The organism is Actinoplanes sp. CA-015351 (assembly GCF_050955685.1).
GTDB lineage: Bacteria > Actinomycetota > Actinomycetes > Mycobacteriales > Micromonosporaceae > Actinoplanes.
Map to the genome: position 1 here is coordinate 576,762 of NZ_CP192102.1, position 26,553 is coordinate 603,314.

The window sequence follows — 26,553 nt, forward strand, 5'->3', positions numbered from 1 at the left end:
GAACGCCGGCGAAGGTTCTCAAGATGGATGGTGGTGACCGCGGCCTCGCTCCTGGCAGTGGCGGCTACGTTGACCGCCACGCCCGCGCCGGCCCTGGCGGACCAGCTGGACCAGCCGACCGACGTGCAGGTGACCGCGGGACGCCGGGCACTGGCGGTGACCTGGCAGGCGCCGCCCGTCGACGAGGCCACCGGTTACACGAGCGTCGACCACTACGTGGCCACCTCGTCAGGTGGTCAGACCTGTGTGACCACCGGCCTGACCTGCACGATCGTCAACGGAGTGCTCGGCAACACCAGGTACACGGTGTCGGTTGTCGCCTGCCCGGTGGCGAACGACAACTACACCGACTGTTCGGAACCGAGCGACACCTCCGAGGAGGTGCTGACCGGACCACCGGCAGTGCCCGCGACACCGACCGTGTCCTACACCGGCGTGGCCGGTCAGGTGCGGGTCTCGTGGGTGCAGGCCGCCCCGACCAGCGGCATCGACACGTTCAAGGTGACGCCGACGCCGGCGGTCGCGACCGGTTCGCAGTCCGGGACCTGTATCGCCGACCTGCCGGACAGTGCCACCAGCTGTACTTTCGGCGGTCTGACAGCGGGCACGTCGTACACGTTCAAGGTGGCAGCCGTCGGTGTCGGTTCGACCGGCACGTCAGCGACGAGCGTGGCCACGGCCGCGATCGTGGCGGGCCCGCCGAACGTCCCCGGCACACCGGCCGTGGCGCACCTGAGCGACACCTCGGTGCGGCTCACCTGGACGGCGCCGGGCAGCGGACCGACGGTCGGCAGTTACACGGTCACCTCGAACCCCGTGGTGGCGTCCGCCGACTGCACCAACGTCGCCGCTCTGACCTGTGACTTCGCCGGCCTCACGGCGAGCACCTCGTACACGTTCAAGGTCCACGCCAACGGCGCCGGCACCGGTGGGGGCAGCGGCCCGTCAGCCGAGTCCACCGCTTCGGCGGCCATCACGCCGGGAGCGCCCGGTCCGGTGTCGAAGCCCGGCGTGTCGGTCACCGACGAGGGCGAGGTCACGGTGACCTGGACGGCGCCCACCGGTGGCGCCACCCCGGTCGACTACACGGTGACGTCGATTCCGGCGGCCACACCGACCGACAGCTGTCTGGGCTCCGTCGCGTCCTCGCCGTGTGTTTTCGACGGCCTCGACGCGGCTACCTCGTACACCTTCAAGGTGCAGGCGAACGGTGCCGGCGCGGCGTCTCTCTCGCCGGCGAGCGACGCTGTGGTGCCGGGCCCGCCCGAGGCTCCGGCCAAACCGACCGCGGTGGTCTCGGACGTCAGCCAGGTGACTGTCACCTGGTTGGAGCCCGGTGGTGGGGCGGTCACCGATTACTCGGTCTCGTCCGACATCGACGGGCCGGTGACGGATTGCCAGAACATCTCCGCGCTGGAGTGCATCGTCACCGGTCTCGACGACGAGGTGACGTATACGTTCACGGTCACCGCCAACGGTGCCGTCGGCACCCCGGCGGTCTCGCCGTCGAGTGACGCGGTCCTTCCGGGAGCGCCGAGCGCCGTGAACCCGACCGTCCGGGCCACCGGCCTGGGCCAGCTGACCGTGGAGTGGAACGCGCCGTCCGGCGGCGCGGTCAGCGACTACACGGTCGCGGCCGGCCAAGGCAACGCCACCATCCCGGGGACGTGTCTCGGCACGGTGACCCGGTCCTGCGTCGTGACCAACCTGAACGAAGCCACCGCGTACTCCTTCACGGTCTCCACGCGCGGCGCGGTCGGCACTGCGGTGCCGTCGGCGGAGAGCGCGGCGGTGATCCCGGGTCCGCCGGCCACCCCGGCCGCGCCGGTCGCGACCGTCACCGGCTCCGGCCAGGTCGGCCTCACCTGGAGTGCGCCGGGCGGTGGCCCGGTCGCCAGCTATTCGATCACTTCCGTGCCGAGCGCCACCATTCCCGGTGGCTGCACGAACACGCAGAGCACGTCCTGCACGGTTACCGGTCTGACCGGCTCGACGTCGTACGTGTTCAAGGTGACCGCTACCGGCGTCGTCGGCACTCCCGCGGTCTCCACGTCCAGCAACATCGTGATCCCGGGCCCGCCGGGCGCGGTTGCCAAACCGACGATCGAGGTCAGCGATGTCGACGAGCTGACGATCCGCTGGACCGAGCCGTCCGGCGGCCCGGTGTCCAGCTACACGGTCACCTCGAACGACGGCATCGATCCCGGCTGCACCAATGTTCAAGCGCTCGAGTGCGTGGTCGGCGGTCTGACATCCAGCGAGGACTACTCGTTCACGGTGACGGCGAACGCTGTCGCCGGGGCGTCGCCGGTCTCGCCGAGCACCGATGCGGTCTTCCCCGACGCGCCGGGCACCCCGGACGAGCCGATTGTCCAGGTCACCGGTGAGGGCACGGTCGACGTGACGTGGACTGCGCCCACCGGTGGTGCGGTCACCGCGTACACGCTGGAATCAGACCCGGCGCAGGCGCTGCCGACGGACTGTGTCGGCACCACCAATCTGACCTGTTCGATCACCGAACTGGACCCGACGACGCCGATCTCCTTCAAGGTGGTGGTGGGCAACGCGATCGACTCGTCGGTGGAGTCCGCAGCCACCGCACCGGTGATCCCCGGGCCGCCGGACGTGCCGGCCGCGCCGACCGCGACCGTCACCGCGCCCAGCTCGGTCACGGTGGAGTGGGTGCAGCCCACCGGGCTCGGCGAGGCCACCGATTACACGGTCGTCTCGGATCCGCTGGTCGTGCAAACCGGGGGTTGTGAGTTCACCTCGAGCCTGACCTGCGTCTACACCGGGCTCGACGCGGCCACGTCGTACACGTTCACCGTGAAGGCGATGGGTGACGGCGGCGATTCCGAGTTCTCGTCAGCCAGCAACGCGGTGATTCCCGGCCCGCCGCTCCAGCCGGACGCTCCTTCGATCCAGGTGACCGCGGCCGGCACCGTCGAGCTGACCTGGACGGCGCCGGGCGGCGGCCCGATCACCAACTGGACCGTGCTCACCGCAGCGAACGCGACGGTTCCGGGCTGCACCAACCAGTCGACGCTGACCTGCACGATCACGTCGCTCAACACGTCTCAGGCGGTCAAGTACAAGGTCCGCGCGAACGCGCCGGGAGGCAACGTCACGTCGCCGCTGAGCGCCGAGGTGATTCCCGGTCCGCCGACTGCCCCCGCAGCGCCGACGGTCACGCTGACCGCGGCCGGCCAGGCCGAGGTGCGCTGGGACCCGTCCGCGGGCGGCGGCTCGGTCACCGGTTACTCGGTGACCTCCTCGCCGGGCGTGTCACCGCCCTCCGGCTGCACCGGCACCACGTCGCACTCGTGTGTCTTCACCGGTCTGAACCAGGCCGTCGAATACACGTTCACGGTGACCGCGACCGGTCCGGGCGGCAGCAGCACCTCCACCGCCAGCACCGGAGCCATCGCGGCTGCTCCCGGCGCCCCGGGTACGCCGGTCGCGACCCTGAGCACCCGGAGCCAGGCGACTTTGAACTGGCCCGCACCGACCACTGGCGGTGCCGTCACCGGTTACACGGTCACGTCGTCGCCGGTCGTCGCGACGCCGGCCGCGTGCTCGAACATCACGGCGCGGACCTGCGTCTTCACCGGGCTGAACGAGGAGACCTCGTACACCTTCGTGGTCCGGGCGGCCAACGGCATCGGCGGCGCGGACTCGGCGACGAGCAACGCCGTCGTGCCCGGCCCGCCGACCGCGCCCGGCACGCCGACGGTGTCGTCGGCGACCGCCGGTGTGGTGACGGTGACCTGGACGCCGTCCGGTGGTGGCGTGCTGACCTCGTACTCGGTGACGTCGCAGCCGTCCACCAGCCCGCCGTCCGCCTGTACCGCGATCACGGCGACCACCTGCCAGTTCAGTGGCTTGGTGTCGAATACCCGGTACCGGTTCACGGTGACCGCCACCGGTCCGCTGGGCTCCACTCCGTCGGCACAGAGCGATTCGATCGTTCCGGGTGCGCCGAACACGCCGAGCACGCCGACGGTTGTCTCGATCGCCCGCGACGCGGTACGCGTCTCCTGGTCGATCGAGGCCGGCGGGTCAGCGATCACCGGTTACCGGGTCACCTCGCAGCCGGTTGTCACGCCCCCGACGGCGTGCACCGGTACGACGAACCTGACCTGCGATTTCAGTGGGCTGGACCCGTCGACGGCGTACCGGTTCACGGTGACCGCGGTGAACGCGGTCGGCAACTCTCCCTCCGCCGCGTCGGAGGAGATCGTTCCCGGGCGTCCGGCCGCACCGGCCGACGTCACGGTGGCCACCGGCGATCGGCAGTTCGCGGTCTCCTGGACCGCACCGGAGCAGGCCACCCAGCGGGTCGCGTACTACCGGGTCACCACGACGCCGGCGGGCGGCGAATGCCGGACCGTCGACGCCACCGAGACCGAGTGCATCCTGATCGGTCTGGAGAACCTGCGGTGGTACACCGTCGAGGTGGTGGCGGTCGGAACCGGCACCACCGGTGACTCACCGGCTGGCCGGTCCCGTCTGGTCCGCCCGACGGCCGGCGCACCCGGCTCGCCGACAGCGGTGCTGGCCTCCGGTCGCAACGGCAGCGCCCTGGTCTCCTGGACCGCTCCGGCGGCTGTCGGCAACGGCATCGTCCGCTACACGGCGACCGCCACGGCCACGATCGACGCCACGGACGCGCACGCCTGCGTCACGACAAGTGTCACGGCGCTGTCCTGTGTCGTCCCCGACCTGACCAACCTGCGGGAGTACCGGGTCACCGTGGTGGCGATCGGCAGGGCGGCGAGCGGCAACTCGGCGCCGAGCACACCGGTGTCGGTGACGCCGAGCCTGGTCCCGGCCGCGCCGACGAACGTACAGGTCACGGCCGGTGCGAAGAACCTGACGGTGACCTTCGCGCACGGTGAGGGCGGCGGCACGGCCACCGGATTCACGGCCACGGCCACCGGCGGGACCACGCCGCTGACCTGCCCCACGACGACGGCCGCGGCCACCTCGTGTGTGATCAGTGGGGTGACGCCCGGCACCAACTACACGGTGACTGTCGTCGGGCACGGCACCATCGCGGGTGCGGTCTCCGAGGCCAGTGCCCCGGTCGGCCCGGTCAAGGGCCTGCTCGCGGCGGCACCGGCCCCGCCGACCAGCGTGCCGTCGTCCTCCGGTTCGGTGACCAGTTCGGCCGGGACGGCGGTACGCCTCAACGGCGTCACGACGATCACCGGTACGGGCTACGCCCCGAACACCGGAATCACGATCGGCATCTACCCGGGCGCGTACCGGCTCGCGACCACGACCACCGATGCGACCGGGGCGTTCTCGGCATCGGTCACGATCGCCGGGGTGACGCCCGGGACGACGGCGAAGACGCTCGTCGCCGGCGGACAGAGTAGTGCCACCTCGACCACGCTGAAGTGGAAGACGATCAGCCTGGTCGTCGGTGCGGCGGTGTCGGCGCAGGAGGTCAACCTGCAGCGGTCGGCGGGCCTGCCGGTCCTGATGGGTAAGCGCGACTGACAGAGGTAAGCAAAACGGGCCGGAGGGTTACCCCTCCGGCCCGTTTCAATGAAAGCAACTCACACGAGGATGCCCACCCCACCACGCCGGGGGTCACCGGCCGCACCGGCCAGGCCCACCGCGGTCACCCCGCCGAAGTAATGGTTCAGCTCCGGCCACTCGACCACCTCCCACCCCGCGTCGACGAGCGCCGCCAGCTCCTCCGGTGGGCAGCCCGCCTCGGCGTGCACGGTGTCCGCGACGACGTGATACCTCGGCCGGGCGATCGCTTCCGGCACGGTCAGGTCGTCCACCAGCAGGCCGAGCAGCGTGTCCACCAGGGCGGTACGGATCCGTGACGCCCCCGCCGACCCGGCCGCCACGGCCAGCCCGCCGTCCGGGGCGATCACCACGAGCGGGCACATGTACGACGCCATCCGCCGCCCCGGCACCAGCTCCTCGGTGAGCAGCTCACCCTCGCCGAGCATCGAGTTCAGGTTGATGCCGAGACCGCGCAGCCAGACCCCGGCACCCAGCCCGAGCGTCGTGGTGATCACGCAGGCGTTGCCGTCGGCGTCAACCACTGACACGTTCGTGGTGTCGCCGAGCCGCTGCGCGCCCCGGTTGCGCAGCGCGGTGGCGACCGCTGGTGCCCGTTTCGGCCGGGACAGGTCCTCGGGCAGCGCCGCGATCGTGTCGATGGTGCGGTTCAGGTCGTGCCGGGCGAAAACCTGGTGCCCGGCCAGCCGGGCCCGATCCACGCCGGTCGAGACGACCCGATAATTCGCCAGGTCGGCCGGGCCGAGCGCGCCACCGGCGGCACGGACCGTGTCGACAAGCACGGTGGCGTACTCGCCGGTGTAGAAGACGTCCGGCCCCCGCTCCGCCAGCACGTCCATCGCGGTCGCCAGCCCCGGGTGGAACAGCAGCTCGTCGCCCTGCAGCAGCCGCCCGCCGGGCTGATAGAGCTCGGCGCCGTCGCCGTACGCCAGGGCCGGTGCACAAGCCTCCAGCGTGCGGGCGTGCGCGAGCGGCAGCAGCACCCCGGTACGCGCCAGCCCGGCCGCCGGTTCCACCACCTCGGGCCAGGGCAGACGTCCCCAGCGCCGGTGCACCTCGCCGAGCCCGGCCGGCACCCCGGGGACCGCGACGCTCGCGCCACCTATCGAGTACGTCTGTGGCAGCCCGCCGAAGAACACGTCGACCGCGACCATCGGCTCGGCCTTGCGATCGCCGTCCAGACCGGGCACCGCGACGAAGAAGTCGAGACAGGTGACCTCACCGGTACGCGCATCGAAGAAGGTGGCGAACCCGCCGCCGCCCAGTCCGGTGTAGACGGTTTCGGCGACGCAGCACGCCAGAACCGCACCGACCGCGGCGTCCGCGGCGGAGCCTCCGGCCTCCAGGATCCGCACCCCGGTGCGGGCCGTCGCCGGGTGGCTCGCGGCGACGCCGGCCGCAACGCTTTTCATGCGGCGAGCGTAGGCGGCAGAGGCCGATCATGGTTACGATGCGCGTCGATGACGACACCTGGTCCCTCTCCCGTGTTACCCCGGACGGGCGTACTCCCGCGCGGAGTTTTGGCTGGATATGCCCTGGGCTCCTTGGTTACCGGCGCCTTCGGCACGGTGCCCGGTTTGCTTCTTCTGCCTTATCTGACCGATACGCTCGGTGTTGCGGCGGGTGTCGCCGGACTACTCGTTCTACTTCCGAAGGCCTGGGACGTTCTGGTCAATCCGGTCGCCGGCCGGATCTCCGACCGGCGCGGTTCGCGACGCCCGTTCCTGCTGATCGCCGGTCTGCTGCTGGGCGTGCTCTTCGCCGCGATCTTCCTGGCGCCGTTCAGCGGCAGCGCGCCCTCCGGCGCGTACGTCGCGGTCGCGTTCCTCGCGGCCGCCACCGCGTACGCGTTCTTCCAGGTCCCCTACGTCGCGATGCCCGCCGAGCTGACCGACGGTTATGCGGAACGCACCCGCCTGATGACCTGGCGCGTCGCCGTCCTGGCCCTCGCGATCCTGATATCCGGCGCGCTCGCCCCGCTTGTCGTCGACCTCACCGGCGGCGGCCGCGAAGGACACCGGTGGTCCGGCGCCTTCGTCGGCGCACTCATCGTCGTGGGCACGCTTGCGACATTCTTGGGTACGCGCAAAGCAGACTCCCGTACGGCAGCCGAATCCGAACCCAGCCTGCGTGCCCAGCTGCGGGTGGCCTCCGGGAACCGCCCGTTTCGTGCGCTGCTGATCTGTTTCGTAGTGCAATCCGCCGGCATCGGGACGATGCTGGCCGGTGTCCAGTACTTCGCCGACCACGTGCTCTTCCAGGCCTCCGGCGCGACGTTCCTGTTCGCCGCGTTCGTCGGCCCGGCCCTGCTGGTCATGCCACTGTGGACGGCGGTCGGCAACCGCTGGGGCAAGCTCCGCTCACTGATCATGTCGTCGCTGCTGTTCGCGGCCGGCGCCCTGCTGCTGCTCGCCTCACCAGCGCTTCCGCCGGTCGCGGTCTACCTGATCGTCGCGGTGATCGGCGCCGGGTACGCGGGTCAGCAGGTGTTCGCCCTGTCGATGCTGCCGGACTGCATCGCGTACGACACCGAGCGCACCGGCCGCCGCCAAGCAGGCGTCTTCACCGGCCTGTGGACCGCGGGGGAGACCCTCGGCCTGGCGCTCGGCCCCGGCATCTACGCGGCGTTGCTGCAGATCTCCGGGTACGCCTCCTCGGCCACCGGCGAGGCCGCCACCCAGAGCGACAGCGCCCGTCTCGGCGTACTGCTCGGCTTCACCGTCGCCCCGGCGATCTTTGTCGGCGCCGCGCTGGTGCTCCTCCGCGGATATCGCGACCGTGAGAGTTTGCAGTCCTAGGTGAATATTGAGTCACTGCCTGCTGACTCGGGGAGCCCACTGTGGCGGAAGAGTTCCTCGCTCGTGAAGACGAGCAAGATCGGTTCGTCAGCGTTCTGAAACACGCCCAAGATCGGCAAGATCTGGACGAGGGTTACCTGCTCGTGGTGCACGGCCACGGCGGCATCGGGAAGACCGAGCTGCTCCGGCGTTTTCGCGAGATCGTCCGTGGACAGGTCCGGCACGCCGGCATCAGCAATCGTTTTCACCTGGTCGAAGTCGACTGGAACGAGCATCGCAGAGAACGGCACGCCGACTATGTCTCGTGGGCGGCAGGCCCGCCCGCCTGGGTGGCGCTCGACGCGCTTTACGACAGCCTTCGCGACGAGGTGACCGGCTGGCGGGCACGGCGCCGGGTGACGCGTGCCTTCGCCGACTATCGGGAGCGGGCAACGAAGCTCAAGGAGGAGCAACCGGTCGCGCCCGAACCGAGTTTGCTCCCCGACATCGTCGGCGCCGCGATCGGCGGACTGGCTCCGATCGCCGGAGTTGAGGCGGCCTCCGAACCCTTGACGCGGGTCGCGGCCACTGTCACCCATCAGGCTCAGGAGCGATTTCAGCGCCGTGGCCGCCGATACGAGACGGTGACCGAGGACGAAGCTCTGGTGCGAGCGTTCGCCACGGGGCTCAAACAGGTCAGCCGCCGGCGGCCGATCGTGCTGATCCTGGACACCGCGGAGATTCTCGGCGACATTCGTCGTCGGCTGATCACGGCTGTCCGGCGATCCGGCGGGCGCACCGTCTGGGTGTGGGGCATTCGTCTGGAGGACGAGGCGAACGCGGCTGAGGACAGCGAGATCACCACGCTGCGACGGAGCATGGACAACGCCAGGCTACGGCTGGTGCCACTCTCGCGGTTCGACGACCGCACGATCCAGCGATACCTGCAGGCCCGCCTTCCCGACGCCGAGATCTCCGCGGAGACAGTCCGTGACGTCGCGGCGCTGACGCACGGCATCCCGCTCGCCGTGCAGCTCGCGGCAGATCTGCTCAGTAAAGGCGTGCCACCGGCCGACGTGCGGCATGAGGTGTCCAGCGACGGAGAAGTCTCGACGGTGATTCGTGACCTCGCCCGGCGCTACCTCATCCATCTCCGGGAGGCCTCGGACGCGACTGCCGAGAACGATCTGATCCTGATTTACGGCCTCGCTCTGATGAACGACCCGAGCAACGACCCCGATCTGCTCGGTGCGCTCTGGGACGTGCCGGCCGAGCTGGTGGCCGCGACACTCGACGAGCTGGCGGGCCGGCACGACTTCGTGCTGAGCCGGGGCCATCGGATGCACCAGGAGATCCGGCGCACCATCCGGCTGTTCCTGCTGGACCCGGTACGCCGCCCGGAGGTCCGGGCCGCAAACGAGCGGGCGGTCGAGTTTCTCCGTGACCGCATGAACGAATTCGGTCGGATCACCACGGAAAGCCGGCTCGCAGACGCGGACTGGTGTGCCACGGCGAACCAGCTCCTGTGGCACACGTTCTGGATCAATCCCCGGGACGGTGTCCGTATGCTCGCCGAACTAACACCGGCCGCACACGTTCTGGAGCCCACGCTGGCGGCCGGTCTGCTGCAGGCCGCCGACTGGTTCGCGCCGATCTGCACGCCCGAGCAGCGAACGGCGATCGCCGGCACCCGGGTGCTGATGCCCACCGGGACCTTCCTCCACCGTTTGCAGGGCGTGTTCCGAGGTTCGGTCTCTGGCCTGAGCGCGCTTCCGGCTCTCAATCCGGCACTTGCCGTGATCTCGGATACCGCGGAGGGGGACGTGGGGATTCTCGCCTCCGACGTTCCTCCGGCGTTCTTCGCCCGTCTGCTCCGACTGGACCAGCAGAACGAAGCCGCAACCGGGGAGGAGCTCGCGGACCTTGCCCGGCTCCTTCCGGAAACCGGTGCCGAGCGATTGAGCAGGCTGATCGCGGCTCGTCTCAACCGGGCCATCCGGGACATCATCAACCAGGGTGGCGCCGCGGACGCGGTCGAGATCGCTCGCCTTGCGGTCCGGCTGGCGCCGGACGACCCGGTGGCGAGTGGGATCTTGGCGGAGACGTTGCTGGCCGCTGGCGAATCTCAGCTGGCGTTTGACGCGATCGAGGCGGCGTGCCGGATGAATCCGGACAGCGCGGGCCTGCAGAACCAGCGCGGCATCATCTTGAGGTTCCTGGACCGTGACCAGGAGGCCCTAGCCGCGTACGAGCTCGGCTGCTCGCTGGAACCGTATGGCGCGTATCTGCACAGCAACCGCGGCGGGCAGCTGGCCAAAATCGCCCGGTGGGAGGAGTCCGCCGCGGCGTACAGGGAAGCCTGCCGTCTGCAACCGCACCACCCTTTCCGGCACACCAATCTGGGCGCGGCCCTCGAAAAACTTGGGCAGTACGAAGAGGCGCTGGCCGCATACGAGGAAGCCCGCAGGCTCGATCCCGACGGCTCGGGTCTGTACTCCAGCCGAGGAGTCGTGCTCGTGCGGCTGGGCCGGATGCAGGAAGGTATCGCGACTTTCCGGCAGGGCGTGACGCTCGATCCGGCGTCCAAAGTTCTCCTCAACAACTGTGGTGAGGCGTTGCTTCTGGCCGGACAGGACGATGAGGCGATTCAGATGCTGACCTCGTCCCTGGAGACAACTGCCAGTGACCATCTGGAAGCCATTGTCCTGCTGGGTCTTCTCGTCAAGGAGTCGGATCCGGAGCGTGCCCGGGAGTTGTGTCGGCAGGCTCTGACGCAATCCGGAGCCGATGTCCTTCGATGCCGCCGCGGCGAGTTGCGAGCGATCGCGTTGGCGGTCCTCGGCCGGTTCGACGAGGCGGAGGAGGAGCTTGCGCAGGCGCTGTCGGCCTGGACCGGGAGTGACCCATACCAAGGCCGGCTGTACGACCTTCTGGACGCGGGCGACGGGAAGGCCATCGCTGACCGGCTACGCGGTCTCTGGGAGAGAGCCGGTGTGCCCATGGAGACGAGCGATCGAGGGCTGAAATGATCCGTCTGGACGACCGATTGCTGGAGCAGTTGGGGCTTGATGCGTTGCCGGCCAGCCATCGCCGGGCTCTGTTGATGGCTATTTACCAAGAACTGGAGATCCGGGTCGGAGTCCGCCTGGCCGCCCAGATGGACGGCCGTCAGCTCAACGAGTTCGAGGGGTTCGTCGCCGTGGGAGACAAAGCGTCGGCGCTGGCTTTCCTGGAGCGGGAGTTCCCGCTCTACAAGCGGGTGGTCGAGGAAGAGTTCGATCGGCTGCGTACTGAGATCGGCACCCAGCTGTCCGACATCCAGGCCTTGTCGCAGGTCTACGGTGACGTCCACGTTGTCGTCACGCCTCTGCCCGATCCCTGGAAGGCATCCGCGAAGGCTGCGGGCCAGTAGATTCCGTCCGCCGTCGGATAGCCTCTCGGAATGATCGATGCGCTGCCGGAAAAGGGCGTGCCGGGCGAGCAGGTCCTCGCCGAACTGCGCGAACTGCGCGGTTCTGACCTGCCGACGCACGGCGGACGGCTTTTCGCGTACGTCTACGACCCGGCGCTGGACGGTCTGGACGAGCTGGCCCGCGCCGCGCACGCGATCTCGTCGCACGTCAACGGCCTCGACCCGACGGCGTTCCCGTCGCTGCTCGCCATGGAGAACGCCCTGGTCGGGGCGGCGGCCCGACTGCTCGGTGGCTCGGCTGACACGGTCGGCAGCATCACCAGCGGCGGCACCGAGTCACTGATCCTCGCGGTGAAAGCGGCCCGCGACGCCCACCCCGAGATCTCCGAGCCTCGCCTGGTGATCCCGTCCACGGCACATGCCGCGTTCGCCAAGGCTGCGCACTATCTACGGGTCGCGCTTGACGTCGTACCCACGAAGGGTTTGAAAGCGGACCCGCAAGCGATGGCCGCGGTTATCAGGCCGGAGACCGTCCTGGTCGCGGCCTCGGCCCCGTCGTACGCACACGGCGTGGTCGATCCGATCCCGGAGATCGCGGCGGTGGCGGCGGAGCGCGGCGTGCGTTTCCACGTCGACGCCTGCTTCGGCGGCTGGATCCTGCCCTACCTGCGCCGGCTCGGCGCCGACCTGCCCGATTTCGATCTCTCGGTCCCGGGCGTCACGAGCATCTCGGTCGACCTGCACAAGTACGCCTACGCACCGAAGGGCGTCTCGGTCCTGCTGCACCGCGACGAGGCGCTGCGCAGGCCGCAGTACTTCGCCTACGCGGACTGGCCCGGCTACACGATGATCAATGCGATCATCTCGTCCACCCGCTCCGGCGGCCCGATCGCGGCGGCGGTCGCGACGCTGCGCTCGATCGGCGACGCGGGCTACCTGGACCTGGCCGTTTCCGTTCAGGAGTCGGTAAGCATCCTCGCCGCAGCAGTGACCGAAACTGACGGCGTGCGCCTGTACGCGCCGGCGCAGACCAGCGTGGTCTGCCTGGCCTCCGACGGCGTCGACCTGTTCGTGCTGGCCGACGAACTGGCCGCGCGCGGCTGGCACACCCAGCCGCAGATGGCGTACGGCGACTTCCCCCCGACCATCCACCTGACGGTGACCGCCTCGGTGCGAGCGACAGCGCCATCGTTCGCGGCCGACCTGGAGTCCGCGGTGGCGGCGGCGCGAGCGCGCGGCCCGGTGGAGATCCCGGATCTGCCACCCCTGACCCCCGAGATGATCACCCCAGAGCTGATCGCGTCCCTGGCCGAGGGCCTGGGCCTGGGCGGCGGCGACTTCTCCCAGATGGCAGCGGTCAACTCGATCCTGAACGCGGCCCCACCGGCCCTGCGCGAGGCGCTGCTGACCGGCTTCCTGAGCCTCCTGCAAAGCTCGCCACCAATGACGCAATGATTGCGTCATGAGGAAGGGTCACGGTTCCCCGAGCGGGTGCTCGACGTGGCGCGCGTGACGACGACGCTGACCGCGCCCTATCCGGATGCGTTAGGTTGACCGGATGGCCCTTCCTGGAGTGCTCGGTGAGCCGATCCGGTTCGTGCTGAACTGGGGGCGCCGGTACTCCCTGTGGGTGTTCAACTTCGGTCTGGCCTGCTGCGCCATCGAGTTCATCGCCTCCAGCATGGCGAGGCACGACTTCATGCGGCTCGGCGTCATCCCGTTCGCGCACGGGCCGCGCCAGGCCGACCTCATGGTCGTCTCCGGCACGGTCACCGACAAGATGGCCCCGGCGATCAAGCGGCTCTACGACCAGATGCCCGAGCCGAAATACGTGATCTCCTTCGGCTCCTGCTCGAACTGCGGCGGCCCCTACTGGGATTCATATTCGGTCACCAAGGGCGTCGACCAGATCATCCCGGTCGACGTCTACGTCCCGGGCTGCCCGCCCCGCCCGGAGGCCCTGCTGCACGGCATCCTCAAGCTCCAGGAAAAAATCGCCGCCGAGCAGTCCGGCGTCGGCGGCGTCCCCCGCCCCGACGCCCTGGCCCTGACCGCCCCACTGGTCAAACCACCCCTCTGACCACCGCCGTCCGAGCAGCCGGTCAAGCCGGCCCGGCGTCGCTCGTCCCACCGGTCTGAAAGCGCTAGCGGGTGATTCCGTCCAGGATTTCGCGGGCGCCCTGGCGTAACAGGGCTGCTGCCACCGACGCACCCAGGACGATCGGGTCGGTCGCCCACTCGTGGGCGTCCAGGACTGTTTTGCCGTCCAGGCTGATCACGCGGGCGCGCAGGCCGATCCGGCCGTCCGGTTCGGTTCGGGCGTAACCGGCGATCGGGGAGTGGCAGCTGCCCTGGAGAATGTGCAGCATCCAGCGCTCGGCCTCGGTCTCCTGCCGGGTTCGCCGGTCGCCGAGTGCCTCGGCCAGCTCCCGGGTGACCGCGTCGTCGTCGCGACATTGCAGGACCAGCGTGCCGGAACCGACCGCCGGCACGAACGTGTCGACGTCGATGGGGTGGGTCATCCGGTGCTGCTCGCCGATCCGTTCGAGGCCGGAGACGGCGAGGAGCAGCGCGTCGTACTCGCCGGCGTCCAGTTTCGCGAGGCGGGAATTGGCATTCCCGCGGATCGCCACCGCGGTCAGGTGCGGGAAGTGCAACGAGAGCTGAGCGATGCGGCGTACGGCAGAAGTGCCCACCCTCGACCCGGCCGGAAGCTCGGAGAGTGACGCGCCGCCGGGGTGTACGAGGCAGTCCCGGACGTCGTCGCGGGTCAGGTACGCCGCGAGCACGGTCCCAGCCGGCGCCGGCCGGTCGCCGGGCACGTCCTTGACGCAGTGCACGGCCAGGTCGGCCCGGCCGTCCAGCAGCGCCTGGTCGACCTCCTTGGTGAACGCGCCCTTTCCGCCGAGGTCGGCGAGCGAGCCCTGCCACCGGTCGCCGCTTGTTGACAGCGGCAGCACCTCGACGGTCACCTCGGGACGACGCTCGGCCAGCAGCCGGCGGACTCGGTCAACCTGGGCGAGGGCCATCGGCGAGGACCGTGTTCCGATACGCAGCAAGCGTGAAGCGGACATAGCGGAAAGGGTAGACCTCCGATGGCCCCGGGTGAGTACCGTGATCGGACATGGGCTCTGAGTCTTCCGCTGCCCGATCGAGGGCGGATTTCATCATCGACGTGCTGACCCGCGAGTTCGGCGAGCTGATCGCGATCGACCCCGCGGCGTTTCGTCGCAAATTCCGGAAGATGGCAGCGTCGCCGTTCGCGTTCTATCGGGGCAGCGCCTCGCTCTTCTACGCCGACCTCACCGGCGACTACCGCGACGACAGCTACCTCGACGAGCGCACCAGCCGGGTGTGGATCCACGGCGACCTGCATGCCGAGAACTTCGGCACCTACATGAACTCCTCCGGCCACCTGGTCTTCAACGTCAACGACTTCGACGAGGCGTACGTCGGCCCGTACAGCTGGGATCTGAAGCGGTTCGCGGCGAGTGTGGCCCTGATCGGATATTCCAAAGCGCTCTCCGACGACAACATCACGGCGCTGGTCACCACGTTCGCCGGGTCGTACCTCACCGAACTGCGGGCGATCGCGCACGGCGGCGACGACGCGATCGGCTCGATCACCCTGGAGAACGCGGACGGTGTGCTGCGCAGGGTCCTGCAGGAGGCCCGGCTGAACACCCGGGTCGATCTGCTCGCCGGGCAGACCACGATCGACGACTACGAGCGGCGGTTCTCGCTCGGCGACGGCGTCTACGACGTCGAGGAGGACACCGCCGACCGGGTGCGTGCCGCGTTCCAGCAGTACCTGAGCACGCTGCCGCAGCAGAGCCGGCCGGTGTCCACGAACATCAAGGACATCAAGCTGCGCAAGGGCGTCGGCATCGGGTCGGCCGGCCTGCCGTCGTACAACATGCTGCTCGAAGGGCACACCGAGGCTCTCGAGAACGACGTGATCATCTACATGAAGCAGGCGCAGATTCCGGCCGTAGCGCGCTGGATCGACGACGACCGGGTTCGGTCGTACTTCAAGCACCAGGGTCACCGGACCGCCGAGTCGCAGCGGGCACTGCAGGCGCACGCCGACCCGTGGCTCGGCTTCACCGAGCTTGACGGTGTCGGCCAGCTGGTCGCCGAGGTCTCCCCGTACGCCGCCGACCTGGACTGGTCGGACGTGAACGAGCCGGAGGAGCTGTCCGGCGTGGTCACCGACCTGGGCCGCGCGGTGGCCCGGATGCACTCGGTCGCCGACGACGAGTCCAGCCATGACCTGGTCGACTTCTCCACCGAGGAGGCGATCGTCGCGGTGATCGACTCCGACGAGGCCGGTTTCGTACGCCACCTGGTGGAGTTCGCACACAGGTACGGTGACCAGGCCCGCGAGGACCACCAGGACTTCGTCGACGTCTTCCGCAACGGCCGCCTCCCCGGCCTCTGACAAACCGAATTCATTCGCGGAACCAGGTCGAGGCGATCAGGGAGTCCGCCGGTTTCTCGCTGCGGTAACCGAGGTGCAGGGTGGCGGCCTCATCGATGCGGCCGACCTCGATCTCCTTCTGGCCGGCCGGCCATTCGCACTCGAAAGAGGTGCTGGCGACGATCTTGCCGCGCAGATGTACCTCCACGAGCGCGGTTCCCCAGCCGGCGCAGGCCACCGCGAGCCGGTACCGGGCCTCGCGGAGACCGGGGCCTTCCACCATGACCGGCTCGGTGACGCCGAACCGCATCGTCCCGCCGTTCAGCGACTTCCGGCCGTTGACCTTGATGGCGGAGAACGGGTCGATGGCGCTGTTCATCCATTTGCTCGCGTCGACCGGCTCGCCGGTGTCGCTGGTGACCCGGTACGCGAACCCGGCCTGGCCGTCGGCCCGTTCCGAGTCGATCAGCCGGAAGCGGTATTCGCCGATCGGCCCGGCCATGGCGAAGAGCGTCTCGGCCGGAACGGGGTCCACGGCGCATGAAGCCGTCACCCGGGCGGTCTCCGCCCACGGGGTGATCGGGTTGCGCCTGCCCTGGATCACGAGGGTGATCTGGCCTTCGCCCGCGCAGGCCAGCCGCAACGTCAGGTTGCCCAGGTACTGCGTTTTCTGGTCGGCGCCGTAATCCGTGCTGACCGGGGCGGCGACATCGATCGCCGCGATGGCGTCGTCCGTCTCCCGCAGCTTGCGCTGGGCGACCTTCGAGAGTCCGGCGGGATCACTCGACGAGGCGACGACCGGTTTCCCCTGGTCGACCGGGTGGCGGGTCAGGGCGACACCACCGGTGATCGCCAGCACTGCCGCGCACGCCGATGCCACCACGGTGGCTGCCCGGCGCCGCCGAACCGTCCGGCGAGCCGCCGCCGCCCCCGGCGGCCGGATCTCGTGGACTGCGGAATCCCGCAGGTCGGCGAGGAGTTCGTCCAGCGTGTCGGTCACAGCGACACCCCCTTCAGCTTGATGGCGAGCGCGGCCCGTCCCCGGGACAGCCAGGACCGGACGGTCCCCTCGGCGACCCGTTCCCGCGCCGCGATCTCGGCGACCGGCAGGTCAGCGAGGTAGTGCAGGACGATGGCCCGGCGCTGCACGGGCGGCAGCGTCGCGAGCGCGGCCAGCAAGGCGACACGCGATGGGTCGGGCCCGGCGGTCTGCGGTTCGGCCGGACGCTGCCGGCTCAGGAAGTTCAGTGCGGTACGCGCCCGGCGCCACCTGCTGACCGCCAGGTTCCAGGCGACCCGGCGGATCCAGGCGACCGGATCGTCGTATCCAGCGATGCTGTTCCACCGGGCCAGCGCACGGCAGAACGCTTCCTGCGCGACGTCCTGGGCCTCCTGGCGGTCGCCGAAGTACGCGTAAAGCTGCACGGCCAGATTTGTGTAGTGCGCGGCGTACACCTCGTCGAACGTCGGCGGGTCGTCTCGGGCGTTGATGGGTGTCTCCGGTCGGGCGATGGCGGTCACGGGGAATACACGCGCGGACCACAAGGAACGCTGCGAAGAACTCAAGGACCATAGGATGTGGCGCATGACGCCCGAAGAGGTCGGTGACCGGCTGGTCGCCCTGCTCACCACGGACGAGCCCTCGGGCACCGTCACGGCCGGTGTCTCCGGTGGTGGGCCGGGGCACGCCCGCGCTGTGGTCGACGTGTCGGCGGCCCGCTGGTGGCACGCCGCCCAGGTGGCCCTCGATCCGGGTGCGATCGGTTGCGACTTCTTCGACTGGCTCTCCGCCGTGGACGAGCTGGACGAGGGGCTCACCGTGGTGGCCCACCTCTGGTCGACCCGGCGTAAGCACGGCGTGCTGCTGCGCGCCCGGGTTCCGCGTACCGATTCGGAGATCGAGTCGCTCGTGGACCTCTATCCGGGCGCCGCGTGGCACGAGCGTGAGACGCATGAGATGTTCGGCATCACCTTCGCCCGCCACCCTGACCTGCGTCCGCTGCTGTTGCCGCCGGGGTTCGAGGGGCATCCGCTGCGCAAGGAGTTCGTGCTGGCCTCGCGGGTGGCGAAACCGTGGCCGGGCGCGAAGGAGCCGGGGGAGTCGGAGGCCGGCACCGCGAAACGTGCCCCGATGCGCCCGCCGGGTGTCCCCGACCCGAACGAGTGGGGACCAAAAGCACGGGAGGCCACCTGATGCCGCTCTGGCTCGACCTGCTGATCCGGGTCGTCGCCGTGATGGCCGCCTTCCTGGTCCTCCCGCTCGTTGTCGGGCAGGCGGAGCACAAGGTGATGGCGCACATGCAGGGCCGGCTCGGCCCGATGTACGCCGGCGGCTTCCACGGCTGGGCGCAGCTCGTCGCCGACGGGGTCAAGTTCGTGCAGAAGGAGGACGTCACCCCACGGGATGCGGACCGGGCCGTCTTCCGGCTCGCACCGATCGTGGCGCTTTTCCCGTACCTAGTGGTGCTCTTGACCGTGCCGCTCGGACCCGGCGGCCTGGTCGCGCAGAGCTTGGACATCGGGTTGTTCCTGGTCCTGGCGGTTCTCGGGATCGGCGTGGTGGCCGTGCTGATGTCGGCGTGGTCGTCGGCGAACAAGTACAGCCTGCTCGGCGGCGTTCGCGGCGCCGCCCAGCTGCTCGGTTATGAGCTTCCGCTGGTGCTCTCGGCGGCAAGCGTCGCGATGGCGGCGGGGACGCTGAGCCTGCCCGGCATCGTCGAGGCGTGGCGTCCGTGGTGGCTGATCTGGCAGGCGCCGGCCGCGCTGGTCTTCTTCATCGCCGGCCTCGCCGAGATCCGCCGCCCGCCGTTCGACATGCCGATCGCCGACTCCGAGCTGGTCTTCGGGTACATGACCGAGTACACCGGCCTGCGCTTCGCGTTCTTCCTGCTCGCGGAGTACGTCGGAATCGTGGTGATCGCGGCGCTGACCACGGTGCTGTTCCTGGGCGGCTGGCACGGCCCGAACCCGGATCAGCTGGGCTGGCTCTGGACCCTGCTGAAGGTCTTCGCCCTGTCCTTCGTGATCATCTGGATCCGGGTGAGTTACCCGCGTCTGCGCGAGGACCAGCTGCAACGCCTCTGCTGGCTGATCCTGGTCCCGACCGCCCTGGCCCAGCTGGTCCTGACCGTAGCGGTGAAATCACTGACCTAGAGCAGGTGGCGGGGTGTCAGCCGCTTGATCGGGATGTCGATCGGCCACGGCTCGAGGGTGCGGATCCGGGCGTCGAAAAGCTCGACCGGCCGGTAGGCACCCAGCTCCGGATCCAGTTTCTGTGCGTGCACGACGATGCCGTTTGTCGTCTCGATCCGCCAGTAATAGGGAATCCCGGCGGAGGCATAGAGCGCCGGTTTCATCACCCGGTCCATGGCGAGCGACGTCGGCGACACGATCTCGACGGCGAGGACGATTTCTTTCGGGGTGTAATAGCGCCCTCGGCGCTGGGCCGCCTCGTCCGTCGCCACCTGCACGTCCGGGATGAACGACCGGGTGGGGCCGATCCTGATCTCGACGCCCTGCGTGACCTGGAGGTCGCTCGGGCAGGTCTCCTCAAGAGCCACCATCAGGCGGCCAGCGATGATCTGGTGGATGTCAGTGGGGGAAGGTGACACGAGCAGCACTCCATCGAGCAACTCGCGGCGCAAGCCGTCGTCGGGAAGATCTTCAAGATCATCAGTGGTCCAGCCGCTTCCGCGCGGGAAGAACTCGAGCGCAGCGGTCATTCGAACCTCCGAGAGGGGGTCACATCACCCGTACCACCGACGGTACCCCAAAATCCGGCGCGCCCGAGGTCGCGTCACCCGCCCGGACCGGGCAGGATATGGCCTTGTGACGGAAAACGGCGACCGCGATGTGCCCGGCAAGGGGCTGCTCGACGGGCTCGCGGTCACCCTCAAGACGATGGCCAAGCGGTCCACCACCCAGCAGTACCCGGACGTCCAGCCCGATCTTCCCCCGCGCTCCCGTGGCGTGATCGCGCTCTCCGAGGAGAACTGCACGGTCTGCATGCTCTGCGCGCGCGAGTGCCCGGACTGGTGCATCTACATCGACTCGCACAAGGAAGAGGTCGTCGTGCCCGGCGCGGCGCGCTCCCGCCAGCGCAACGTGCTCGACAAGTTCGACATCGACTTCGCCCTCTGCATGTACTGCGGCATCTGCATCGAGGTCTGCCCGTTCGACGCGCTGCACTGGACGCCCGAGTTCGAATACGCCGAAACCGACGTCCTCTCCCTGCTGCACGACAAGAACCGGCTGGGTGAATGGATGCGCACGGTGCCTCCGCCGCCGGCTCACGACGTGCTCGGCGAGCCGAGCAAGGAGGAGGCCACCGCGGCACGCAAGGCCGCGGGCCCAGGCGCGGCCACTGCCGCCAAGACCTCAAGACCTTCTTCGGTACGCCCGGCGAGCCCCCCAACCGCAAGTCCGGCCCCCGACCGGCCCCCCGGTCCAGCCGCGAACCCGGAGCGGGAGCAGTGACCGTCTCCGACGTGCTGCTTCTCGCGCTCGGCGCCCTCGCGGTGGGTTCTGGCGCACTCGTGGTGACCAGCAAACACCTGGTCCGCGCCGGTCTTTACCTGGTGGTGAGCCTCGGCGCGATCGCCGGCCTCTACCTGGTCCTCGGCGCGGAACTGGTCGCCTGGGTGCAGGTCCTCGTCTACGTCGGCGCGGTGGTCGTGCTGCTGCTGTTCGCGGTGATGCTGACCCGCGCGCCGATCGGCCCGTCCGCTGACCTGGACCGCCCGGTCTTCCCGGCCGCCCTGATCGGCGGCGGTGTCGGCCTCGGACTGGCCGGCCTGTTCGTCGACGCGTTCCACTGGGTCCGTTACCCGGAGCCGGAACCGGGCACCGCCGAGCGGGTCGGCGAGCAGATCTTCGGCGCCTGGGTGCTGCCGTTCGAGGTGCTGTCGATCCTGCTGCTCTCCGCCCTGGTCGGCGCGATCGTGCTGTCCCGCCCGGACATCGGCGCGCGAAAAGCAGAGCCGGAAACGGAGGACGCCTGATGCACGTGGTCATTCCGTACCTGGTCGGCGCGATCCTGTTCGGCCTGGGCGTTTACGGCGTGCTGCGCCGCCGGAACGCGATCCTGGTGCTGATGGCGGTCGAGCTGATGCTCAACGCGATCAACCTGATCTTCGTGACCGCTGACGTCTCGCTGCGATCCGCACTGGAAGGTGTCGTCATCGAGGCGTGGGCCAACCCGGGTGCGGCCGCACCCGGCACCGGCGGCGTCTTCACCCTGTTCGTGATCGTGCTGGCCGCTGCCGAGGTCGGTGTCGGGCTCGCGATCGTGCTGCAGTACTACCGGACGCGCAACGCGGTGATCACCGATGACGTGCGGCTCGATGCCGAAGAGGAACGGGTTTCCGGGTGAGCGTCGACGTCGCCGGGCCGCTGCTTCCACTCGTACCCCTGCTCTGTGGCCTGCTCGGACTCCTGCTGCCGCCGGGCGACGGCGCCGGACCACGCAGAAAGATCGCCGCCGCGCTCGGCATCGCCGGGGCGGCAACGGCGCTGGGCCTCGCGATCCGGCTGCTGTTCTGGCAGGGCGAACCGTTCGAGACCGGGCTGGAGATCGTCAGCTTCGGTGACACTCTGACAGGCGACATCGGGAACGGTCCGCTCGCGGTCAGTTTCGGCGTCGCGATCAACCCGGCCGTGGTCTACGTGTCGCTCGCGGTCAGCCTGGTCGCGCTGCTCGTGCAGATCTACTCGGTCACCTACCTGCACGACGACCCGCGGTACGCGCCCTACGCCGCCCAGGTCAGCCTCTTCACCGGCGCGATGCTGCTGGTGGTGACGAGCCACGACCTGATCTTCATGCTGGTCGGCTGGGAGGTGATGGGCGCCTGCTCCTACCTGCTGATCGGCCACGATCGGCGGCTGCCGGAAGCGCCCGCCGCCGCGGTGAAGGCCTTTTTGGTCACCCGGGTGGGTGATATCGGCTTCCTGCTCGGCATCGCCGTGCTGATCACCCAGACCGGCAGCACCCGGATCAGCGACGTTCTTGGGAATGATTTCGACAACACCACGCTGACGGCGGCCTTGCTGCTGATCCTGGCCGGGGTGGCCGGTAAGAGCGCCCAGTTCCCGCTGCACACCTGGCTGCCGGACGCGATGGCCGGCCCGACCCCGATCTCCGCCCTGATCCATGCCGCCACGATGGTCGCGGCCGGCGTCTACGTCGTCTTCCGGCTGTACCCGCTCTTCGAGCAGTCGCCGGCCACCCTTGCCGTGCTCGGTGTGATGGCCGCGATCACGATCCTGCTCGGCGCGCTCGCCGCCACCGCGCAGGACGACCTGAAACGGGTGCTGGCCTGGTCGACGGTCTCCCAGATCGGTTACATGACCGCCGCGCTGGCCGTCGGCTCGCCCGCCGCCGCGCTGTTCCATCTGCTCACCCATGCCGCGTTCAAGGCGCTGCTCTTCCTCGCGGCCGGCGCGGTGATCCACACAGCCGGCACCGGGTTGCTGTCCCGGATGGGCGGGCTGCGCGCGCACATGCCGGTGACCTTCTGGTCGTTCGTGATCGGCCTGGGCGCGCTCGCCGGGCTGCCGCCGCTCGCCGGCTTCTGGTCGAAGGAGACCGTGCTGACCGCGGCCGCGCACGCCACCGACGGCGGCGAACCGGTTCCGGTCTGGGCCGGGTGGGTGGTCTGGCTCGCCGCGCTGCTCGCGGTCGGGATCACCGCCTGGTACGCGACCCGACTGCTGCTCCGCACCTTCTTCGGAATCTCCCGGGCACCCGGTCCGGACGGGCCGGCCTGGGAGATCGGTTTCGACGACGCCCGCTATCAGACCCCGGCCGCCCCGCACGACCCGCCGTGGCCGATGCGAGCGCCGCTGCTGGTGCTGCTCGTCCCGGCCGCGTTGCTGGGCCTGGCCGCGTACGCGCCCGGTTTCCGTACCTCGCTGGAGCTCGAAGACCCGCACCTCGGTGTCGCGGTCGCCCTGCCGATGCTGCTGCTCGCCACCGGCGCCGTCTCGGCGTGGTGGATCTGGTGGGCCGTGCCGGGAGTCGACCCGGCGCTCGCACTGGGCCGGGCCGGCCCGCTCTTCGCCAGTGGATTCCACCTGGACGACGTGCAGCATCGGCTCGTGGTCGTTCCGGTACGCGCGCTGGCCCGGTTCTTCACGGCCACCGACGAGCACGTGGTGGACGCCGCCGTGACCGGTGCCGGCACCGGGACGCGGAGTCTCGGGGGAGTGTTCGCCGAGGGGCACCGGGTTGCCTTGCCGGCGGCCGCGGTCCTGGTCTTCCTGGGTGCGCTGGTGCTCGGTGTCGTCGCCTGGTTGGGAGCGCTGGCCTGATGTCGTTCGTGGAGGTCCCGGCTTCGTCGGCCGCGTCGTTCCTGCTGGTCGCGCTGCTTGTCGTCCCAGCTTTCGGTGCTCTCGCCGTCTTTCTCGTCCCGGCCCGCCGGGACCGGGCGGCGCGGATCCTCGCGACCGGGCTGGCCGCGGTCACGTTCCTGTTGACGCTGGCCCTGCCGGTGGCCGCGCCTCAGGAGTTCGGCTGGTTCTCCTACGGCGGCGGCCTGCCGAAGGTCATCCCGTGGGCGCAGGTTCAGGCCGACTGGGTGCCGTCGCTCGGGCTTCAGTTCCACCTCGGTGTCGACGCGATCTCGTACCCGCTTGTGGTGCTCACCGGGCTGCTCACGGTGCTTTGTTGTGCGTACACGGTCAAGAAGGTCCCGGAAGGTGGCGCCGGACGCACCCTGGCCGCGTTGCTCCTGGTTCTGGAAGTCGGTGTGCTCGGCACGTTCCTCGCGCTGGACCTGATCCTTTTCTTCATCTTCTTCGAGGTCGTCCTGCTGCCGATGTTCGCCGTGATCGCGGGCTGGGGCGGGCCGGACCGGCGCGCGGCGGCCCGCAAGTTCGTCCTCTACACACTGGCCGGCTCGGTGCTGCTGCTGATCGGCGTGGTGACAGTGGTGTCGCAGACCGGAAGCGGCGACCTGACCGGCTCGTTCGACCTGAGCCGGAACATGCAGTGCCTGGTCTTCGCCCTGCTTGCGGTGGCCTTCGCGATCAAGGCGCCGCTCTGGCCGCTGCACACCTGGCTGCCCGACGCGCACACCGAGGCGCCCACTGTCGGCTCGGTGATCCTGGCCGGCGTGCTGCTGAAGATGGGCACCTACGGACTGATCAGAGTCGGTCTCGGCGTAGCTCCGCAGGGCGCCGAATGGGCCGCCCCGGTCCTCGGTGTCCTGGCCGTCGTCGCGATCATCGCCGGTTCGCTGATCTGTCTGCGGCAGCGCGAGCTGAAACGGCTGATCGCGTACTCCAGCGTCGGCCACATGGGTTTCGTCCTGCTCGGCATCGCCACCCTCACGGTCACCGGAATCCAGGCCGCGCTGATCGGCAACGTAGCGCACGGCCTGATCACCGGCCTGCTCTTCTTCCTGGTCGGCACGATCAAGGACCGCACCGGCACCGGCTCCCTGGACCAGCTCAGCGGCCTGCGCGAACAGGCGCCCCGGCTGGCCGGTCTGCTCGGCTTCGCCGCGATCGCGTCGCTCGGCCTGCCGGGCCTGGCCGGTTTCTGGGGCGAGGCGTTCGCGGTGGTGGCAGCGGTACAGGCCGGCGGCCCGTTCTGGGTCACCCTCGCCGTGATCGCCGCCTGCGGCGGCGCCCTCACGGCCGCCTACTTCCTGCGCCTGCTCCGGCGTGTCACCCACGGTCCAGCAACCCCAGGGGTACGCGCATCGCGCCACTCGATATCGCTGGCGGAATGGGTCGCATGGGGGCCGCTGGTGATCCTCAGCCTGGTCATCGGTCTGCTGCCGGCGCTGGTGTTGTCCGGAACCGACTTCCCGATCACCAGCCTGATCGGAGCCCGCCCGTGAGCAGTCAGAGTGTTGGACATTTCGCTCTCCTGCCGCTGTATGCGGCGGCGGGCACCGCGATCCTCGCCCTCCTCGCCGACCTGTTCACCGGCCGCCGTGCCGCGATCACCGGCGTCACCCTGCTGGGCACACTCGCCACCGCTATCTGCGCCATCCTCGCCGCGAGCGCCGAACCCACCTTCTGCGCCACCGGCGGCTGCTCCTGGATTCCCACCGGCGCCGCCGCGACGACGGCAGTACTCTTCGCCGGCCTGACCGCCGGCGTGCTGGCGTTCGCACTGCCCGCGCTGCGGCTCGGCGTAGCCCCGGCCGGCGAGTTCTGTTTCCTGCTGGCCTGCTCGATGACCGGCGGCGTGACAGTCGCCTACGCCGGCGACCTGATCACCCTGATCGTCGGCCTGGAGACGCTGACCCTGCCGCTGTACGTCCTGGTCGGCCTGCGACGCTTCGCTCCCAGCGAGCGGGTCACGTCCGAACCGGCCGCCGCGTCGCTCACGTTCTTCCTGATCAGCGTCGTCTCCACGGCGATCGCCCTGCTCGGCGTAGCACTCAACTACGTCGCGACCGGAGTCGTACACCTGGCCTCGCTCGGCCCGGCGCAAGCAGCCGTGTTCGCCCCGCTCGCCGGGGTGGGCGCCGCCCTGCTGGTGATCGGGCTGGCTTTCAAGGTCGCCGCGGTACCCCTGCATGCCTGGGCGCCCGCCACCTATGACGGCGCCCCGGTGCCGGTGGCCGCCTATCTGTCCACCGCCTCGAAGCTGGGCGGCATCCTGGCTCTGGTGACCGTGGCGTCCCGTCTCGACACCCGTGCCGTGGTCACCATCCTGGCCATTCTGACCATGACGATCGGCAACCTGGTGGCCCTTCGCCAGACCCGGATGGTCCGCCTGCTCGCCTGGTCATCGGTGGCACAAGCGGGCTACATCCTGGCGGCGCTGGCGATCGGCGCGCCGGGTGCGGTGGCCGCTCTCGCGTACGCGGGCTTTTTCGTGGTCTTGGAACTCGTGGCCTTCGGCGTGGTCGTGGCGCTGCGCCCGCAGGGCGCGGACGGCGGCACCCTGGCTGACTTCCGAGGAGCAGGCCGCCGCAGTCCCTGGCTGGGCGCATCGTTGGTCCTGGCCTTCGCAGGCTTGGCGGGACTGCCACCGGGCCTGGCCGGCCTGTTCGCCAAGCTCTCCGTGGTGGACGCCCTGATCGACGCGAACTGGACCTGGCTGGCCGGCGTGGTCGTCCTGAACGCGGTGATCGCCCTGGCCTACTACGTCCGTGTGTCAGCGGCCCTTTACACGCTTCCGCCGAGGGTCGGCTTCTCGGTGGCCGACCCGGTCCTGCTCGACGAGGCCATCCACCCCCACCTGCCAGTCCCGCGCCCGGTGGCGATAGCGGTAGCAGCAGCGGTGACGGCAGCGGTGGCGCTCGGCTTCGCCCCCCAACTCCTCTTCAACGCCCTGACCTGACCCGGCTTACACCCTGTCCGCGCTCGCCTGCTTGTGGCGGTTGGGAATCGAACCGGGTCGAGCTTGATTGGCATACAACCCACCCGGGTGAACCCGCGTC

At 69.6% G+C, this 26,553-nt stretch carries 20 protein-coding genes; 15 read left to right on the forward strand and 5 right to left on the reverse strand.

Annotated features, from left to right (window positions below; all coding sequences use genetic code 11):
• The first annotated feature begins 27 nt into the window (after positions 1-27).
• On the forward strand, positions 28-5,505 hold the full coding sequence (locus ACQP2E_RS02550; protein WP_433828281.1) for a fibronectin type III domain-containing protein: 5,478 nt from the start codon (positions 28-30) through the stop codon (positions 5,503-5,505).
• 59 nt (positions 5,506-5,564) lie between these two features.
• Here the strand turns inward: ACQP2E_RS02550 and ACQP2E_RS02555 are convergent, their stop codons facing one another.
• Entirely contained in the window at positions 5,565-6,956 is a 1,392-nt protein-coding gene (locus ACQP2E_RS02555; protein ID WP_433828282.1) for a gamma-glutamyltransferase, read from the reverse strand.
• A gap of 48 nt (positions 6,957-7,004) precedes the next feature.
• On the opposite strand from ACQP2E_RS02555, the gene ACQP2E_RS02560 reads away from it, so the two are divergent.
• The 5 genes from ACQP2E_RS02560 (at position 7,005) to ACQP2E_RS02580 (ending at position 13,813) form a co-directional block, all read left to right on the forward strand.
• The gene (locus tag ACQP2E_RS02560) at positions 7,005-8,342 is read left to right on the forward strand and encodes an MFS transporter (RefSeq protein ID WP_433828283.1); all 1,338 of its coding nucleotides are present in this window, start codon (positions 7,005-7,007) and stop codon (positions 8,340-8,342) included.
• A gap of 41 nt (positions 8,343-8,383) precedes the next feature.
• Positions 8,384-11,350 carry a tetratricopeptide repeat protein gene (locus tag ACQP2E_RS02565; RefSeq protein WP_433828284.1) on the forward strand — a complete coding sequence of 989 codons (2,967 nt, stop codon included), beginning with the start codon at positions 8,384-8,386 and terminating at the stop codon, positions 11,348-11,350.
• Positions 11,347-11,733 (forward strand): DUF5663 domain-containing protein, encoded by a 387-nt coding sequence (locus ACQP2E_RS02570; RefSeq protein WP_433828285.1) that lies wholly within the window; start codon positions 11,347-11,349, stop codon positions 11,731-11,733. The genes ACQP2E_RS02565 and ACQP2E_RS02570 overlap by 4 nt, the downstream gene beginning before the upstream one ends.
• Positions 11,734-11,763: 30 nt before the next feature.
• Positions 11,764-13,188 carry a pyridoxal phosphate-dependent decarboxylase family protein gene (locus tag ACQP2E_RS02575; RefSeq protein WP_433828286.1) on the forward strand — a complete coding sequence of 475 codons (1,425 nt, stop codon included), beginning with the start codon at positions 11,764-11,766 and terminating at the stop codon, positions 13,186-13,188.
• Between the two features lie 103 nt (positions 13,189-13,291).
• A complete protein-coding gene (locus ACQP2E_RS02580) occupies positions 13,292-13,813 on the forward strand; it encodes an NADH-quinone oxidoreductase subunit B (RefSeq protein WP_111648563.1) in 522 nt (173 codons plus the stop codon).
• Between the two features lie 64 nt (positions 13,814-13,877).
• Here ACQP2E_RS02580 and hemC read toward each other — a convergent pair whose 3' ends face one another.
• The gene (gene hemC, locus ACQP2E_RS02585; RefSeq protein ID WP_433828287.1) at positions 13,878-14,807 is read right to left on the reverse strand and encodes a hydroxymethylbilane synthase; all 930 of its coding nucleotides are present in this window, start codon (positions 14,805-14,807) and stop codon (positions 13,878-13,880) included.
• Between the two features lie 50 nt (positions 14,808-14,857).
• Between hemC and ACQP2E_RS02590 the strand changes: the two genes are divergently transcribed.
• Positions 14,858-16,174, forward strand: coding sequence for a DUF2252 domain-containing protein (locus ACQP2E_RS02590; protein WP_433828288.1), 1,317 nt, complete (start codon positions 14,858-14,860; stop codon positions 16,172-16,174).
• Positions 16,175-16,184: 10 nt separating this feature from the next.
• Here the strand turns inward: ACQP2E_RS02590 and ACQP2E_RS02595 are convergent, their stop codons facing one another.
• Positions 16,185-17,153 carry a hypothetical protein gene (locus tag ACQP2E_RS02595; protein ID WP_433828289.1) on the reverse strand — a complete coding sequence of 323 codons (969 nt, stop codon included), beginning with the start codon at positions 17,151-17,153 and terminating at the stop codon, positions 16,185-16,187.
• The gene (locus ACQP2E_RS02600; protein ID WP_433828290.1) at positions 17,150-17,674 is read right to left on the reverse strand and encodes an RNA polymerase sigma factor; all 525 of its coding nucleotides are present in this window, start codon (positions 17,672-17,674) and stop codon (positions 17,150-17,152) included. Before ACQP2E_RS02600 ends, ACQP2E_RS02595 begins: the two co-directional genes overlap by 4 nt.
• 64 nt (positions 17,675-17,738) lie before the next feature.
• Between ACQP2E_RS02600 and ACQP2E_RS02605 the strand changes: the two genes are divergently transcribed.
• Positions 17,739-18,347 carry an NADH-quinone oxidoreductase subunit C gene (locus ACQP2E_RS02605; protein ID WP_111648557.1) on the forward strand — a complete coding sequence of 203 codons (609 nt, stop codon included), beginning with the start codon at positions 17,739-17,741 and terminating at the stop codon, positions 18,345-18,347.
• Entirely contained in the window at positions 18,347-19,306 is a 960-nt protein-coding gene (locus ACQP2E_RS02610; protein WP_433828291.1) for a complex I subunit 1/NuoH family protein, read from the forward strand. The genes ACQP2E_RS02605 and ACQP2E_RS02610 overlap by 1 nt, the downstream gene beginning before the upstream one ends.
• Here ACQP2E_RS02610 and ACQP2E_RS02615 read toward each other — a convergent pair.
• Positions 19,303-19,875 (reverse strand): Uma2 family endonuclease, encoded by a 573-nt coding sequence (locus ACQP2E_RS02615; protein WP_433828292.1) that lies wholly within the window; start codon positions 19,873-19,875, stop codon positions 19,303-19,305. The two genes, ACQP2E_RS02610 and ACQP2E_RS02615, sit on opposite strands and share 4 nt — an antisense overlap.
• Before the next feature lie 106 nt (positions 19,876-19,981).
• Between ACQP2E_RS02615 and ACQP2E_RS02620 the strand changes: the two genes are divergently transcribed.
• Genes ACQP2E_RS02620 through ACQP2E_RS02645 form a run of 6 tightly spaced genes read left to right on the forward strand, consistent with a single transcriptional unit; the run spans position 19,982 to position 26,453 of the window.
• Positions 19,982-20,629 carry a NuoI/complex I 23 kDa subunit family protein gene (locus ACQP2E_RS02620; protein WP_433828293.1) on the forward strand — a complete coding sequence of 216 codons (648 nt, stop codon included), beginning with the start codon at positions 19,982-19,984 and terminating at the stop codon, positions 20,627-20,629.
• The gene (locus ACQP2E_RS02625; RefSeq protein WP_433828294.1) at positions 20,626-21,153 is read left to right on the forward strand and encodes an NADH-quinone oxidoreductase subunit J family protein; all 528 of its coding nucleotides are present in this window, start codon (positions 20,626-20,628) and stop codon (positions 21,151-21,153) included. The genes ACQP2E_RS02620 and ACQP2E_RS02625 overlap by 4 nt, the downstream gene beginning before the upstream one ends.
• Entirely contained in the window at positions 21,153-21,524 is a 372-nt protein-coding gene (gene nuoK, locus ACQP2E_RS02630) for an NADH-quinone oxidoreductase subunit NuoK (RefSeq protein ID WP_433828295.1), read from the forward strand. The genes ACQP2E_RS02625 and nuoK overlap by 1 nt, the downstream gene beginning before the upstream one ends.
• Positions 21,521-23,461, forward strand: coding sequence for an NADH-quinone oxidoreductase subunit 5 family protein (locus ACQP2E_RS02635; protein ID WP_433828296.1), 1,941 nt, complete (start codon positions 21,521-21,523; stop codon positions 23,459-23,461). Before nuoK ends, ACQP2E_RS02635 begins: the two co-directional genes overlap by 4 nt.
• Entirely contained in the window at positions 23,461-24,996 is a 1,536-nt protein-coding gene (locus tag ACQP2E_RS02640; protein WP_433828297.1) for a complex I subunit 4 family protein, read from the forward strand. Before ACQP2E_RS02635 ends, ACQP2E_RS02640 begins: the two co-directional genes overlap by 1 nt.
• Entirely contained in the window at positions 24,993-26,453 is a 1,461-nt protein-coding gene (locus ACQP2E_RS02645) for an NADH-quinone oxidoreductase subunit N (RefSeq protein WP_433828298.1), read from the forward strand. The genes ACQP2E_RS02640 and ACQP2E_RS02645 overlap by 4 nt, the downstream gene beginning before the upstream one ends.
• Positions 26,454-26,553 lie beyond the last annotated feature (100 nt).